This is a genomic window from Kocuria sp. CNJ-770 (assembly GCF_001942375.1).
GTDB lineage: Bacteria > Actinomycetota > Actinomycetes > Actinomycetales > Micrococcaceae > Kocuria > Kocuria oceani.
In genome coordinates, this window is the sequence record NZ_MKJW01000166.1 from 1 (window position 1) to 14,383 (window position 14,383).

A 14,383-nucleotide genomic window follows, 5' to 3' on the forward strand; every position below is an offset into this window, starting at 1 on the left:
GCCGCCGCCGGGCCGGCTCCGGAGCCGGCCCGCCCCGCGGGATGGGCGGAGAAGCTCGGCCGCGGTCCGCTGGGCACCGGGCTCGGCGGCGGGATCGGGGGGATCGGCACGGCCGCCCAGGGCATCGCCGATCGCGCTGCCCGGCTCGCCGGGGACAGCGGCGTCTGGCGCCGGCCCGGCCGCCCGGACGGCGCCGGCACGCCGGGCACGGCCTCGGCCGGCGCAGTCCGGGCCGACGCGGTCCGAGCCGATGCGGTGCCGGCTGGCTCGGTGCCGACGGGCGCAGTGCCGACGGGCGCGGTCCCGGCCGGCGCGGTTCCGGCCGCCGTCCCGCGCCGTCCCGCGCTGGCGAAGCCGCCCGTCCGCAAGGCCGCCCGCGACCTGGGCGTCGACCTCGCCGAGGTCCCGGCGACCGGCGCCGCCGGGCAGATCACCAAGCAGGACCTCCTCGCCCACGTCGCCCGGCTCGGTGAGGCCGCGACCCGGCGCCGCCCGCCCGCCCCCGAGGAGCGGGTCGATCGGATCCCCGTCAAGGGCGTGCGCAAGGCCACCGCGCAGAACATGGTGCGCAGCGCGTTCAGCGCCCCGCACGCCTCGGTGTTCGTGGAGCTCGACGCCACGCGCACCATGGAGTTCGTCCAGCGGCTCAAGACCGCCCCGGACTACGAGGGGGTCAAGGTCACACCCCTCCTGGTGCTGGCCAAGGCCGTCATCTGGGCCGTGGCGCGCAATCCGCAGGTCAACGCCACGTGGACGGACGAGGAGATCCTCGTCAAGCACTTCGTGAACCTGGGCATCGCCGCCGCGACGCCGCGCGGGCTCATGGTCCCGAACATCAAGGACGCCCAGGACCTGTCCCTGCGCGAGCTGGCCGTGGCGCTCGACGAGCTCTCGCGCACCGCCCGGGCCGGGCGCACCCAGCCCGCGGACATGCAGAACGGGACCCTGACCATCACCAACATCGGCGCCCTCGGCCTGGACACCGGCACGCCGATCATCAACCCGGGAGAGGTCGCCATCGTGGCCTTCGGCAGCATCAAGCAGAAGCCCTGGGTGGTGGACGGCGCCGTGGTGCCCCGCTGGGTCACCACGCTGGGCGGCTCCTTCGACCACCGGGTGGTCGACGGCGACCTCGCCGCCCGCTTCACCGCGGACGTCGCCCGGATCCTCGAGGAGCCCGCGCTGCTGCTGGACTGAGCTCCGGGCCGGCCGGCACGGCAACGGCCCCGCACCGGTCGGTGCGGGGCCGTGTGCTGCGTCGTCGACGAGCGCCTCCACGTCTGCGGCTCTCCCCGCCGGGCGGGTGCCCGGCGTCACGCGGACGCGGAACGAGGTGGTCGCCGCCGACCGCGCGGTGCCGCAGCGCTCGTGGACCCGTGATTGAAATCCCCCCAGACACAATCACACATCTCATTCACGACGGATCACTCGTGCGACGCCGGCCGCGGTGGCGACCTGCCCGATCGGCCCCCGGTGCTGCCACCGGCGACCTGGTCCACGCCCCCGGACGACCGCCTCAGCGCGGTCCTCGGGGATCCAGGACTGCGTCCATTATGGCCACCGGCCTGGACGAAAGTCTGTCCCCCGATGTGCACCCGGCCCGATCGCCGGCGGCCGCACGGACGGGAGGTCGTCCCCGGACCGCACCCGGCCCGGACGCCGGCCGCGGCCGTAGGCTGGGGCCATGCTGCCGCACCCGCCGCCCCACCCGTCCGCACGCTCCACGGTCCCGCCGTTCCGGGTGATGGAGATCCTCGCCGACGTCGAACGGCTGCGCGCCGCCGGCCGGGACGTCGTCTCGCTCTGCGCCGGTGAACCCTCCGGCGGCGCCCCGCAGGCCGTCGCCCGCGAGGCCGCCCGCGTGCACGCCCGCAACGAGGGACTCGGCTACACCCCCGCCCTGGGCATCGAGCCGCTGCGCCGCGCCGTGGCCGGGCACTACGCCCGGTGGTACGGCCTGGACGTCGCGCCGGAGCAGGTGGCCGTCACCACGGGCGCCTCGGGAGCGCTGGTCCTGACCTTCCTCGCGGCCTTCGACGTGGGGGACCGGGTCGCCGTCTGCCGCCCGGGCTACCCGGCCTACCGCAACACCCTGGCCGCGCTGGGCGCGGAGGTCGTCGAGCTCGACTGCGGTGCGGCGACGCGCTTCCAGCCCACCCCCGCGATGCTCGACGCCGCGGTCGCCGCGCACGGCCCGCTGCACGGCCTGGTCGTGGCAGGTCCCGCCAACCCGACCGGCACCGTGCTCGAGCCCGGCGAGCTGGCGGCGCTGGCGCGATGGTGCGCCGAGCACGGGACGCGGCTGATCAGCGACGAGATCTACCACGGCATCGTGCACGCCGCCCCCACGGGGAGCGGCCCGCGGAACGGGGCGCCGTACCGCGGCACCAGCGCGTGGGAGCACGACCCCGACGCCGTGGTCATCTCCTCCTTCTCCAAGTACTGGGGGATGACCGGGTGGCGGCTGGGCTGGGCCCTGCTGCCCCGGGACCTCGTGGCTCCGGTCGACGCGCTCGCGGGCAACCTCAGCCTCTGCCCGCCGGCCGCCGCCCAGTACGCCGCCGTGGAGGCGTTCTCGGAGGAGGCCTATGCCGAGGCCGACCGGGCGGTGGAGCAGTTCGCCCGCTCCCGGAGCCTGCTCCTGGAGGCCCTGCCCGCTCTCGGCTGGGGCGAGAGCGCTCCGGCGGACGGGGCGTTCTACCTCTACGCGGACCTCGGCGAGCAGCTCGAGCGCCACGGCAGCTCCCTGGAGTGGTGCCGCCGCCTGCTCGAAACGGAGGCCGTGGCGGTCGTGCCGGGACTGGACTTCGACGCCGCGCGCGGTCACCGCACCGTCCGGCTGTCCTTCGCGGCGGGACCCGCCCAGGTCGAGGAGGCCGTCACCCGGATCCTGCGGTTCCAGGCCCGGTCCTGAAGCACTGCGCGAGGTGACCGGGGAGCACCCCGGTGCGCAGCAGGAACCCGTGGGCGGTCGTGCGGCCCACGAAGACCAGGCCGAGATCCTTGAGCCGGGCGGCGAGCCGCTCCGCCTCCGGGGACCGGCGGGTCAGCTCCAGCACGGTCCCGGGCGGCTGCGCGCCCGCCGGCGGCTCGCCGGCCAGCTCCGCCCAGTCCGCCGGAGCGAGCCCCGCGCACGCCCGCGCGTTGTGCACCACCGCCTCGATCTTGACGCGGTTGCGGATGATCGCCGGGTCGAGCAGGAGCTCGTCGACGGCGTCCTCCGTCAGCTCCGCCACGTTCCCGGCGACGAAGCCGCGGAACGCCCGGCGGAGACCGTCCCGCCGCTGGGCGATGCTCCACCGGGCCAGGCCCGCCTGGAAGATCTCGAGGCTGAGCGCCTCGAACCAGCCGGGGGAGTCCACGGGCGGGGCTCCCCAGCGGTGGTCGTGCTCCTCGAGGGCGGCCGGGCCCGTGGGCGCCCAGGGGCAGCGGCGCAGGCCGTCCCCGCAGAGCACGGCCCGGAAGGCGTCGTCGGCGTGGGAGCCGGCGCTGCGGGCACGGTCGGGGCTGTCGTGGGAGCCGGTGGTGCGCGGCGGATCAGCGGTGCGGGCACGGCCGGCGTCGTGAGGAGGAGCGGCGGTGCGCGCGGGGCCGTCGGGGTCGGGGAGATCGGCGGTGCGGCCGGGGCCGTGCCCGGCGGAGACGGTGTCCATGCGCCCACCGTAGGAGCGGCCGCGCCGGTCCCGACCGGCGGGCACCCGGTTGTGGACGGTCCGTGCCGGTCCGCCCGAGCCGGCGGGCCGGTGCAGTGGAACCGGCACGGTGCCCGCGGCGGGCCGGCTCAGAAGCGGGAGACCTCTCCGGTCACGTCGGCGATCTCGATGGCCACGGGCTCCTCGTCCCCCGCGTTGCCGTCGTGGACGATGAACACGGCGGTGGGGTCCCCCTCGGGGAAGGCACGGATCGTCACCGACCCGGACGTCGCGGCGTTGAGCACCTCCATGGACCGGCGCGTCGCGGACCGCAGCACGGCGGTGGGCAGGGGCTTGCCCCGCTCGTCCAGGATGTCCACCTGCACGCCGCGCGCCCGCGCCGCCCGGGTGACCTCGAGCAGGTAGGGGGTCGCCACGGAGCGGCCCCGGATGGAGTCCCGCAGCTGCGCCTCCGTGAGCCGGAACTGCTCGATCTCGTAGTCGGAGACCGGGGAGGGGTCGTGCGCGATGCGCTCGAGCAGTCCTCCCGCCAGCCGGCGCACCTCGTGCACCCGCTGGACGGAGGCGTTGACGGTGTCCTTCTCGGCCTCGTCGTGGGAGCGGGCGGAGATCACCATGTCCCGGGCCTCCGCGAAGGCGATGGAGGCGCGGTCGTACTCGCGGGCGATCAGCTGGCTGGCGAGCAGCAGCGCCGCGGTCGCCGCGTTGCTCAGCGCGGCGTCCCACAGCCCGGTCGCGGAGCGGGCGCCCCACGTCATGGAGATGGCCACGGCGATGACCAGCGTGACCCACCCCCAGCCGCCGCGGCGACGGATGCCCAGGGCCACGATGAAGCCGTCGAAGCCGAGGGTGAACCACTGCCCGCCGAACAGTTCGGCCCGCGGGTCCAGGGCGTCGTAGGAGCGCTGGATCGAGACCAGCATGAGCAGCACGGCCAGAGCGGTGGGCAGGTCCGGCAGCCGCCGCCGCCCGTACGGGTAGACGACCAGCGCCACGGCGATCACGTAGGTCACGAGCGCGGCCTGCATCAGCTCCGGCTTGTCCATGCTCTGGGTCTGCAGGATGCCGAGCACCACGGGGATCAGGAAGAAGACCGCGGCGGCCACCAGGGTCAGCGGGTGGAAGAAGGCGCGGGAGATCACGGGCGGGCGTCCCGCGGCCAGAGGATCGTCACCCTGGTGCCCCGCCCGGGTGCGGAGTCGACCTCGACCTCGCCGCCCACCTGCCGCACGCTGCCCAGGATGGACACGCGGACCCCGAGCCGCCGGGAGTCGACGCTGCGCGGCTGGAAGCCCCGGCCCCGGTCGACCACCTGGAAGCGCAGGTAGAAGCCCTCCGGGTTGATCGCGGTGGGCGGGCACGCCCCCCCGTCCATGGTCACGAACGTGATGTCGGTGCCGGAGTGCCGGGCGCTGTTGGAGACGGCCTCGGTGATGGCCTGGACCAGCGCCTGCGCCGTCTCCACGGGGATGAGGGGCCGCGGTTCGCCGGGCGGCCGGATGTAGGGCGTGATGCTGTTGAAGCGCACCCGGTTGCGCCACGGGGACAGGGACTCCAGCAGGTCGTCCAGCAGCGTGTGCACCATCGTGGTGTCCTTGCCCTGGGCGCGGCGCTCCTCGAAGACGAGGACGTCGAGGGCGCGCTGGGCGAGCTCCCGGGTGCGGCGCTGGACCGGGCCCGTGGCGCGGCCGGCGTCGAGCAGGGCCGCCATGACGTTGTCGTGGATCAGGCGATCCAGCCGCTCCTGCTCCTCGGCCTGGGAGCGGGAGCGGGTGAGCTGCAGCTCCTGGGCGATCGCGTCCGCGTAGACCTGGTCCGCGTTCCTCCCGCCCCGGAGGACGAAGCTGATCAGCACCACGAGCACCACGCCGAACGCGATCCGGCTCGTGGCGTCGAAGAGCACGTCCATGATGTCCGGGACGGCCGCGGTCCGCACCATGACGAGGACGTAGAGGACCGTCACGGACGTCAGGTAGGCCACGGCCAGCTCGAGGCTCCACACGACCACGGTGGCGCAGGCCGCGAGCAGGATGAACGGTTCCACCCACGGGTCCTGCGGCGGTGCCTGGCCCGTCCAGGCCAGCGGCAGCGTGACGACGGCGAGCGCCACCAGCACCGGCGCCACGATGATCGGCCACGTGCGGACCCGCTGCCGGGCCGACTGCAGGAGCAGCACGGACCCGTTGAGCAGCAGCGCGACCAGGAAGACCAGGTGCCACCGCCCGAAGGAGCGCAGCTGGTCCTCCAGGATGGTGAGGGACTCCAGGAACAGTGCGACGGCCACGAGGCCGTGGCAGATGTTGGCGAGCAGGAGGAGCCGGTAGGAGTTCATCCCCAGCTCCTGCGGCGAGGCCGGCACCAGCAGGCTGGTGCGGCGCCGCCGGGCCGGGACCTTCCGGTAGGCGAGCGGGGACCGGGGCGCGACGTGGCTCACGGAGCGGCGGTCCTCAGCGGCGCCGGGAGCGGCTCACAGGTGCTTCTCCGCCGTGGTGATGTCCGCGGTCGGCTCCACGAGACCGTCCTCGATCGCCCGGATGCGCAGGTCGATCTTGGTGGGGGCCGGGCGGCCGACGCGCGCGTACTTCTCGCGGATCCGGTCGATGTTGGTCTTCACGGCGCTCTGCTTGATCCCCATCCGGCGGGCCACCTGGACCTGGGCGAAGCCGGAGGCGTAGAGCCGCAAGGTCTCCTGCTCGCGCGGGGAGAGGCTCGCCCGGGAGAACTCGACGTCGCCGTCGATCGCGGCGGCCAGCTCCTTGGTGATCACCGGCTTGCCCTCGGCGATGTTGCGGGCCTCCTCGATGGCGTGCTCGAGCGGGTCCGACTTGCGCACGAGTCCCAGTGCCCCCGCCCGCAGCGCCTCGCGGATCAGCGCGGCGTTCTCGCCGATGCTGAAGATCAGCACCTTCATGCCCGCGGCCCGGAGCAGCTCCACGTTGGCGGCGGGTCGCGACAGGTCGTTCAGGGAGAGGTCCAGGAGCACGACCTCGCACTCGATCCGCTTCGCGCCCTGGGCGGTCAGGGCCGGGTTCTCGGGGTCCCGGCCCAGCTGGTCGAGCAGGTCCGGCACGCTGGAGGCCGATCCGACGAGCTTCACGTCCGCCTGGGAGGTCATGGAGACGAGGCGGACGCCCTCCCGGACGACCTCGTGGTCATCGACGACGGCGACAAGGGTGGACGGCATGGGTGTTTCCTCCGGGTGCTGCTCGGTGGGCCGGTCCGCAGATTTCTGCGTGGGGGTGACGGATCTCACCGAGGTGCTCCGATTGTCCCCCTTCGTCCCGGGGGAAGCGAACCCGACACGGCTCCGGGTGCGAACGTTACCTCCCCGTGTCCCCCCAGCGGTCGACCCGGCGGTGGTAGCGGATGCCCCACATCCCGCCGAGCACCGCCCCGAGCAGATCGACGAGCAGGACGGCGGCCACGGCGAGCAGGCCCGGGACGAGCAGGTCGCCGATGAGCGCCTGCGCCGAGACGCCGACCGGCGCCAGGCCCACGGTGTCCGCCCACAGCAGCCCGGCCACGGTCGCCACGGACCGGCCGAACAGGGACCACAGCCACACGGACACGCCCTGCCGGGCGCCCGAGAAGCGGGCCATCCGGCCGGCGGCGTACCCGCCGGCGAGGAAGGCGAGGAACTCGACGACGCCGAGCACCGCCGCCCCGGTCCAGGCCGCCGCGGAGCCGGCGGCCAGGTCGTCGACGACCCCGCCCATGCCGCTGTCGACCCGGAAGCCCAGGGCCGCCGCGGCCAGCCCCGCCGGCGCCAGCAGCAGCCAGGTCACGGCCAGGGCGCTGAGCCAGCCGAAGAAGCCGGGGACGAGCTGCAGGCCGCCGAACTCCTCCCGCTGCCGGGCATAGCGGGTCGCGGGGTCGGCCGGCACCGGGCCGGCACCGGGGGCCGGGTACCCGGAGGGCGGATAGCCGGGGGAGAGGTGTCCGGAGGGCGGCTGCTCCCCGGCGGTGCCGCCGGGGAACGGGTGCGCGGCCCCGCCGGTGCCCACCGCGGGCGTCGGATCGGTGCGGGGACCCAGCTCGGGCGCCCGCGGCGGGTCCTCCGGCATCGGGCGCTGGGCGCTCACCGCCGGCAGCGGCCGGGTGTGCTGGGTGTCGTCGTCGTACCACGACCAGTCCTCGTCCTCGCTCCCGGACTCTGACCCGGACCCGGCGTCCGGCGCCCGGTCCTGCGGGGCGGCGCCGTGGCCGGAGGAGCCGGTCGCGGGGAACCGGCTGACCGGCGGCAGCGGGCGCGTGGCGTCGTCGCCGGCGTCGTGCGGGCCGGTGTCCGACCAGGGCATCGGGTCGTCGGCGGAGGGCGAGCCGGGTGTCGAGGAGGGAGTCATGTCATCGAAGTCTACGGGCGGGCGCCCCCGGCGGGACTGGGAGCCCGCGGCGACCGCCGAGTAGGGTACGGGCCATGCCTGCCGAATCCGCCCGCGACTTCCTGCGTGCCCGCCCCTGGACCGCCAGCTACGACCCCGGGGTCCCCGCGGACCTGGACCTGCCGGAGACCTCGCTCGCGCACATGCTCGAGCGGTCGGTGGCCCGGCACGGCCGGAAGACCGCGCTCGAGTTCTTCGGGGCCCGGACCAGCTACGCCGACCTCGGGCGGCAGGTCGAGCGCGCGGCCGAGGGCCTGCGCCGGCTCGGCGTGCGGCACGGGGACCGGGTGGCGCTCGTGCTGCCGAACTGCCCGCAGCACATCGTGGCGTTCTACGCCGTGCTGCGCCTCGGAGCCGTCGTCGTGGAGCACAACCCCCTCTACACCGCGCACGAGCTGCGCCACCAGTTCGAGGACCACGGCGCGCGCGTGGCGATCGTGTGGGACCGTGCGGCCGAGCGGGTCCGGTCCCTCGGCCCCGACCTGCCGGTGGACACGGTCGTGGCCGTGGACATCACCGCGGCCATGCCTCTCGCGCAGCGGATGGCCCTGCGCCTGCCGCTGCCCGCGGCCCGGGCTTCGCGCGCCCAGCTCACCGGGCCGGCCCCGGGCACGATGCGGTGGCGCGAGCTGCTGGCCGCGCACCCGATCGCCGTGGACCACCCGCGGCCCACCGCCCACGACCTCGCCCTGCTGCAGTACACCTCCGGCACCACCGGACTGCCCAAGGGGGCGATGCTCACCCACCGCAACCTCGAGTCCAACGCCCTCATGGGCCGGCACTGGCTCGGCTCCACCGAGCACGAGGTGGTGCACGGCGTGCTGCCCCTCTTCCACGCCTTCGGCCTGACCCTGGGGGTGACCTTCGCGATGTCCCTGGGCGCCGAGCTCGTGCTGTTCCCGACCGTCCGCACCGACCTCGTCCTCGGGGCGATGAAGCGCTCCCGGCCCACCGTGCTGCCCGCCGTGCCGCCGGTCTACGAGAAGCTGCTCGACGCCGCGCAGGAGCAGCGCACCGACCTGCGGGGCATCTCGGTGGCCGTCTCCGGGGCCATGAGCCTGCCCGTCCCGCTCGTGGAGCGGTGGGAGCAGGCCACGGGCGGCATCCTGATCGAGGGCTACGGGCTCACCGAGTGCTCCCCGCTCGTGGCGTGCAACCCGCTCAACGACTCCCGCCGCGCCGGGTCCATCGGCGTCCCCTTCCCCTCCACCGACATCCGGCTCGTCGACCCGGAGACCCTCGAGGACGTCCCCCGCGGCCACGAGGGCGAGCTGTGGGTGCGGGGACCGCAGGTCTTCCAGGGGTACTGGAGGCGTCCCGACGAGACGGCCCGGGCCCTGAGCACGGACGGCTGGTTGCGCACCGGGGACATCGTCACGGTCGACGACGCCGGCTTCCTGCGGGTGGTCGACCGGCTCAAGGAGGTCGTCATCACCGGCGGGTTCAACGTGGCCCCCACCGAGGTGGAGAACGCGCTGCGCCGGCACGAGGACGTCGAGGACGCCGCCGTCGTGGGGCTCACCGACCCGCGCGGCACCGAGGTCGTCGTGGCGGCCGTGGTCCTGGCACCGGGCCGCGAGCTCGACGAGGGCGCCCTGCGCGAGCACTGCTACGCCGAGGTCACCCGTTACAAGGTGCCCCGGCGGATCGTGGCCGTCGACGAGCTCCCGCGCACGATGCTCGGCAAGGTCCAGCGCCGGGAGGTCCGCCGGCAGCTGGAGCGCACGGGCGTGCGGCTCTGAGGCCGGGCGCTCAGGGCAGGTCGGCCTCCGGTTCGGCCTCACGGTAGGGCACGCGCCGGATCGAGCGGATCCGGCCGAGCTCTCCCCACTCGTCGCGCCCGAGCCGGGCGATCGGCTGCAGGGCCTGGACGAGCGGACCCCGCCCGTCCAGGGCCGTCTCGTCCACGGCCACGTGCGTGACCGCGCCGAAGACGAGGAAGCAGTCGCCGATCGGCATCGGCTCCGCGTGCAGCCGGCACTCGATGGCCGCGGGGGACTCCGCCACCCGGGGCACACCCACGGTCAGGGACGGCTCGCGGGTGAGCCCGACGGCGTCGAACTCGCTGACCTCCGGGGGGTAGTCGGTGCCCGTGGCGTTGATCTGCTCGAACAGCTCCGCGGACGCGAAGTTCACCACGAACTCCCCGGTCTGCCGGATGTTGCGGAGGCTGTCCTTCTCCCCGACCGAGACGAACTGGACGATCGTGGGCGTGCTGGAGGCCACCGTGAAGAACGAGTGCGGGGCGAGGTTGTCCACACCGGCCGCGGACCGCGAGCTGATCCACGCGATGGGGCGGGGGACGACCAGGGACTTGACCGCCCGGGCGAAGGAGCCGTGCCGGTCGGCGGGGATGTCGGTGCGCATGCGCCCATTCCACCACCCCGGCTCGCCCCGGTCACGGACACCGCCGAGCCGGGACCGGCGAGCCGGACGTGGCCCCGGGCGCTGTCACCGCGGCGTCCTCCCCGGGTAGTCTGCGGGGGAACAGGTGCCCGGGGTCGACGACGATCCCGCGGAACGAGCGGAAGGACGGCCGTCCACGATGGAGCTCCGGCAGCTCAACTACTTCATCGCCGTGGCCGAGGAGCGGCACTTCGGCCGGGCCGCCAAGCGCCTGCACATGGCCCAGCCGCCACTGTCCCAGCAGATCCGTCAGCTCGAGGAGCAGCTCGGGGTGCGCCTCCTGGACCGCACCACCCGCCGGGTGGACCTCACCGCCGCCGGTCAGGTGCTGCTCGACCGGGGCCGCCGGATCGTCGGGGAGCTCGAGGCCCTCGAGGCCGACGTCCACCAGGTGGGCCAGGGCACCACGGGGGTGCTGCGGGTCGGCTTCTGCGGCTCCGCCACCTACGGGACGATGCCCGGCCTGGTGCGGCGGGCCGCGCAGGTGCTGCCGGGGCTCTCCCTGGCGCTGCACGGGGAGATGCTGACCCCCGCCATGGAGGAGGGGCTCCGCGGGCACACGCTGGACGCCGCGCTGCTCCGCCCCCCGGTGGCCTCCCCGGAGCTCGAGCACCGGGTCGTCGCCCGCGAACCGCTCGTGGTCGCGGTGCCCTCCGGCGGTGCGCTGGACGAGGACGGCCCCGTGGCCGTGCACGAGCTGCAGGACCAGGACTTCGTGGCCTGCCCGCCGGACTCCGTGCTCTACCGGGCCGGCGCGGACCTCTGCCGCCAGGCCGGGTTCCAGCCCCGGATCGTCCGCGTGGCGAGCGGGACGTCCGCGCTGCTGTCCTTCGTGGCCGCCGGCGGCGGCGTGGCCGTGGTGCCCGCCGGAGCGCGTGCCGTGCAGCTGGCGGGCGTCGAGTACCGCGGGATCGAGCACGCCCCGGAGCTCGAGCTGGCCGTCGCGTGGCGGCGCGAGGACCGGTCCGCGCTGCTGCACCGCTTCCTCGACCTCGTCGCCGACCTCGGGCCCGTGGCCGACCCGTAGGCCGCCCGTCGCCGCGTCGGCCGGCCGTCGCTGGCCCGTCGTCCGTCGTCCGGCACGGCTCCTCCGCCCCGACCGGCGCCGGGAACCGGGGCGCAGCGGCAACCGGGAGGACGCCCTCGCGGCACCCGGTCTGTATTCCGGACGCGCCCCGGAGGTGGCTTGCCCATGCAGATCACTCAGTCTAAAGTGAATCTGTCGTCGGCGATGGCCCGGGCGCGATCCCCCCATCGGCGCCCGGATGGTTCCTGCCGATGACCGGCGTCCCGTTCCCCCCGATAGGGATGCCCGACAGGCCCTGCCGATCCCCCCATGCGGCAGGGCCTGTCCCTTGTCCTCGCCGCGTCCGGGCGCCCCCGCCCGCACGGGTCCGCCCGGGAGGGACCCGAGCGGGTCAGACGGCCGGCGTCAGCACAGCCCCAGCTCCTCGAGCCGGGGGATGACCTTGCCCGAGACCCGGCGCAGGGTGTCCATCTCCTCCTGGGTCAGGTGGTCGACGAACGCCGCGCGCACCATTTCGAGGTGGCCGGGGGCGGCGGCCTCGATGGCGCGGCGGCCCTCCGGGGTGATCCGCACGTCGAGGCCCGGGCGTCGCTGTCGCACGGCAGGCGCTCGAGCAGGCCGCGGCGGGCCATCCGCGAGAGCAGGTGGGACAGCCGGCTGCGCTCCCAGCCGAGCGCGTGCATGAGGTCCCGGGACCGGATCACCCCGGTGCCGCTCTCGGAGAGCGGCACGAGGACCTCGTACTCCGAGCCGGACAGCGCGCTGTCCCGGGACAGCTGGCGGTCGATCGCGGTCTGCATGCCACGGCTCAGTGCGAGGAAGCTCCGCCAGGCGCACTGCTCCTCGGCGGTCAGCCAGTTGACCTCGGCGGGCTCCGGGGTGTTCATGCGGGGATCCTCTCGTGCGGGGCAGGACCTCCCAGCTTATATTGACGCGTCAACTAAAGTCAAACGCGGGGCGGTCCGCCGGGTGAGGGGCCGCCGTCGGGGCCGTGCCGGGGTCCTCGGCCGCGCCGTATCCAGTCCGAGTCGTAGTGCTCCCGGGGGTCGGTCCGCCGCAGGCGCTCGGCGTAGCCGGTGGGGCGCAGCGGGGAGTCGTCGTCGTCGGGACGGGTGAACGTCGCCATGGCGACCAGACCGAAGCCCAGGGCTGCCGAGACCACCAGTGTCATGCCGGCGACGACCAGCACGCTGACGTACTCGTCGACCAGGTCGGCGCGTGCGGTGCCCTCGAGGGCGGGCCCCACCGCGAACGCCCGGCGAGGGGGAGCAGGCCGAGCAGCAGCAGGGCTGCGGGGACCAGCCACCACCTCGAGCGGCTCCGCAGCGGCGGCACCGCGGGGTCCCGCAGAGCAGGGTGCAGCTGGGCCTGGACGGCGACGAACCCGGCGGCCCCGGGTGCGGCCAGCAGTGCGCCGACGACCCAGCCCCAGACCACCTCCTGTGCGGCGAGCCCGGCACCCAGCAGGACGCCCAGCATGATCAGCGTGAACGAGAGGCCGCGGGCCATCCGGCGGGTCGCCCGCGGTGAGGCCGGGGAGGGCCGCGGCGCCGGTGCGGGCGCCGGGAGGTCCCGGTGAGGGATGCGCTGCCCGTACTCGGGCTCGTGGCCGTGGCTGCTCATGGGCGGGGTCCCGTGGTGGAGGGGTGCTGGACGGCTCTACTGTAGACCTCACCCCCGACGGAACCGGGGCTGGTACCCGAGCACATCATTGACGTATCATCAAAACCGGGGGCGGCCCAGTGGCCGCTCCCTCACCGGCCCGCCGGTGACCCACCGTCCGGCAGCGCAGCCCCGAGGAGCCAGCATGTCCCCACGCAGCACCCGCCAGTCCGACGAGCACAGCACCGCCGGCGCCTACGTGCACCCGGGGGAGGAGTTCACCCGGGACACCACCTACATCGAGGACCGGATCGTGCGCGACCCGGAGCGCGCCCGGCTGAGCGAGGGGGCCCGGGCCTGGCCGGTGGAGGCCGGGCGCTACCGGCTCGTCGCCGCCCGGGCCTGCCCCTGGGCCAACCGCACCCTGATCGTGCGCCGTCTGCTGGGGCTGGAGGACGCCTCCCGGTCGGACTGCCCGGTCCGGTGCACGACGCCCGGTCCTGGACCTTCGACCTCGACCCGGACGGCCGGGACCCCGTCCTGGGCATCGAGCGGCTCCAGGAGGCGTATCTCGCCCGCTATCCGGACTACCCGCGGGGCATCACCGTGCCGGCCGTCGTGGAGGTCGCGAGCGGGAAGGTGGTGACCAACGACTTCGCCCAGCTCACCGAGGACCTCGCCAAGGAGTGGACCGCCTTCCACCGGGAGGGCGCCCCGGACCTCTGGCCGGCCGGGCTCGAGGACGAGATGCGGCAGGTCATGCGGCGCGTCTACACCGAGGTCAACAACGGCGTGTACCGGTGTGGCTTCGCGGGCTCCCAGCAGGCCTACGAGAAGGCCTACGAGCGGCTGTGGGCGGCGCTGGACTGGCTCGAGGAGCGCCTCGCCACCCGCCGCTACCTCATGGGCGAGCACATCACCGAGGCCGACGTGCGGCTGTTCACCACCCTCGTGCGCTTCGACCCGGTCTACCACTCCCACTTCAAGTGCTCGCGGAACAAGCTCACCGAGATGCCGCACCTGTGGGGCTACGCCCGGGACCTCTTCCAGACCCCCGGCTTCGGGGATACCGTGGACTTCCAGCAGGTCAAGGAGCACTACTACATCGTCCACGAGGACATCAACCCGTCCCAGATCGTGCCGGTCGGGCCCGACCTGCGGAACTGGGTCTCCGCGCACGGCCGGGAGGCCCTCGGCGGCTCGCCCTTCGGGGAGGGGACGGCGCCGGGCCCCGTCCGGCCCGAGGAGCGGGTTGACCGACGTCACACCCCGCTGGCCGTCTGAGCGGCGCCCCGCCGCGGCGCGCCGCCTAG

The 14,383-nt window shown here is 74.7% G+C and carries 13 protein-coding genes and 1 pseudogene; 5 read left to right on the forward strand and 9 right to left on the reverse strand.

The features are described 5' to 3' along the window. Together BJF77_RS18865 and BJF77_RS18870 are read left to right on the forward strand one after the other, a co-directional pair. Positions 1-1,197, forward strand: a 1,197-nt coding sequence (locus BJF77_RS18865; RefSeq protein ID WP_255396368.1) for a dihydrolipoamide acetyltransferase family protein, incomplete at its 5' end; no start/stop codon positions are given. Positions 1,198-1,684: 487 nt separating this feature from the next. Beyond that, positions 1,685-2,914: an aminotransferase class I/II-fold pyridoxal phosphate-dependent enzyme gene (locus tag BJF77_RS18870; protein ID WP_075873131.1), complete on the forward strand. Its 1,230-nt coding sequence runs from the start codon at positions 1,685-1,687 to the stop codon at positions 2,912-2,914. Here the strand turns inward: BJF77_RS18870 and BJF77_RS22410 are convergent. The 5 genes from BJF77_RS22410 to BJF77_RS18895 all read right to left on the reverse strand — a co-directional run bounded on the left by BJF77_RS22410 (position 2,880) and on the right by BJF77_RS18895 (position 7,996). After that, positions 2,880-3,653 (reverse strand): DNA-3-methyladenine glycosylase I, encoded by a 774-nt coding sequence (locus BJF77_RS22410; RefSeq protein ID WP_083665273.1) that lies wholly within the window; start codon positions 3,651-3,653, stop codon positions 2,880-2,882. The two genes, BJF77_RS18870 and BJF77_RS22410, sit on opposite strands and share 35 nt — an antisense overlap. A 128-nt stretch (positions 3,654-3,781) precedes the next feature. Then, positions 3,782-4,795 carry a hypothetical protein gene (locus BJF77_RS18880; protein ID WP_075873132.1) on the reverse strand — a complete coding sequence of 338 codons (1,014 nt, stop codon included), beginning with the start codon at positions 4,793-4,795 and terminating at the stop codon, positions 3,782-3,784. Beyond that, complete coding sequence (locus BJF77_RS18885; RefSeq protein WP_053005047.1) at positions 4,792-6,087, reverse strand: sensor histidine kinase; 1,296 nt, start codon at positions 6,085-6,087, stop codon at positions 4,792-4,794. The genes BJF77_RS18880 and BJF77_RS18885 overlap by 4 nt, the downstream gene beginning before the upstream one ends. Before the next feature lie 33 nt (positions 6,088-6,120). Further along, positions 6,121-6,837, reverse strand: coding sequence for a LuxR C-terminal-related transcriptional regulator (locus BJF77_RS18890; protein ID WP_047804482.1), 717 nt, complete (start codon positions 6,835-6,837; stop codon positions 6,121-6,123). A 136-nt stretch (positions 6,838-6,973) separates the two neighbouring features. Continuing rightward, positions 6,974-7,996 carry a hypothetical protein gene (locus tag BJF77_RS18895; protein ID WP_139318665.1) on the reverse strand — a complete coding sequence of 341 codons (1,023 nt, stop codon included), beginning with the start codon at positions 7,994-7,996 and terminating at the stop codon, positions 6,974-6,976. 74 nt (positions 7,997-8,070) lie between these two features. Between BJF77_RS18895 and BJF77_RS18900 the strand changes: the two genes are divergently transcribed. Then, positions 8,071-9,777, forward strand: coding sequence for a long-chain-fatty-acid--CoA ligase (locus BJF77_RS18900; protein ID WP_075873134.1), 1,707 nt, complete (start codon positions 8,071-8,073; stop codon positions 9,775-9,777). Positions 9,778-9,787: 10 nt separating this feature from the next. Here BJF77_RS18900 and BJF77_RS18905 read toward each other — a convergent pair whose 3' ends face one another. Next, positions 9,788-10,402, reverse strand: a complete 615-nt coding sequence (locus BJF77_RS18905; RefSeq protein WP_047804480.1) for a flavin reductase family protein — start codon at positions 10,400-10,402, stop codon at positions 9,788-9,790. A gap of 178 nt (positions 10,403-10,580) precedes the next feature. Between BJF77_RS18905 and BJF77_RS18910 the strand changes: the two genes are divergently transcribed. Continuing rightward, positions 10,581-11,468 carry a LysR substrate-binding domain-containing protein gene (locus BJF77_RS18910; RefSeq protein WP_047804479.1) on the forward strand — a complete coding sequence of 296 codons (888 nt, stop codon included), beginning with the start codon at positions 10,581-10,583 and terminating at the stop codon, positions 11,466-11,468. A gap of 482 nt (positions 11,469-11,950) precedes the next feature. Here the strand turns inward: BJF77_RS18910 and BJF77_RS18915 are convergent, their stop codons facing one another. Genes BJF77_RS18915 through BJF77_RS18925 form a run of 3 tightly spaced genes read right to left on the reverse strand, consistent with a single transcriptional unit; the run spans position 11,951 to position 13,091 of the window. Next, the gene (locus BJF77_RS18915; protein ID WP_255396369.1) at positions 11,951-12,355 is read right to left on the reverse strand and encodes a MarR family winged helix-turn-helix transcriptional regulator; all 405 of its coding nucleotides are present in this window, start codon (positions 12,353-12,355) and stop codon (positions 11,951-11,953) included. Between the two features lie 59 nt (positions 12,356-12,414). Further along, on the reverse strand, positions 12,415-12,657 hold the full coding sequence (locus BJF77_RS18920; protein ID WP_075873135.1) for a hypothetical protein: 243 nt from the start codon (positions 12,655-12,657) through the stop codon (positions 12,415-12,417). Beyond that, positions 12,636-13,091: a hypothetical protein gene (locus BJF77_RS18925; protein ID WP_075873136.1), complete on the reverse strand. Its 456-nt coding sequence runs from the start codon at positions 13,089-13,091 to the stop codon at positions 12,636-12,638. The genes BJF77_RS18920 and BJF77_RS18925 overlap by 22 nt, the downstream gene beginning before the upstream one ends. Positions 13,092-13,275: 184 nt before the next feature. Here BJF77_RS18925 and BJF77_RS18930 point away from each other — a divergent pair. Continuing rightward, positions 13,276-14,354: pseudogene (locus BJF77_RS18930) on the forward strand (glutathione S-transferase family protein). Positions 14,355-14,383 lie beyond the last annotated feature (29 nt).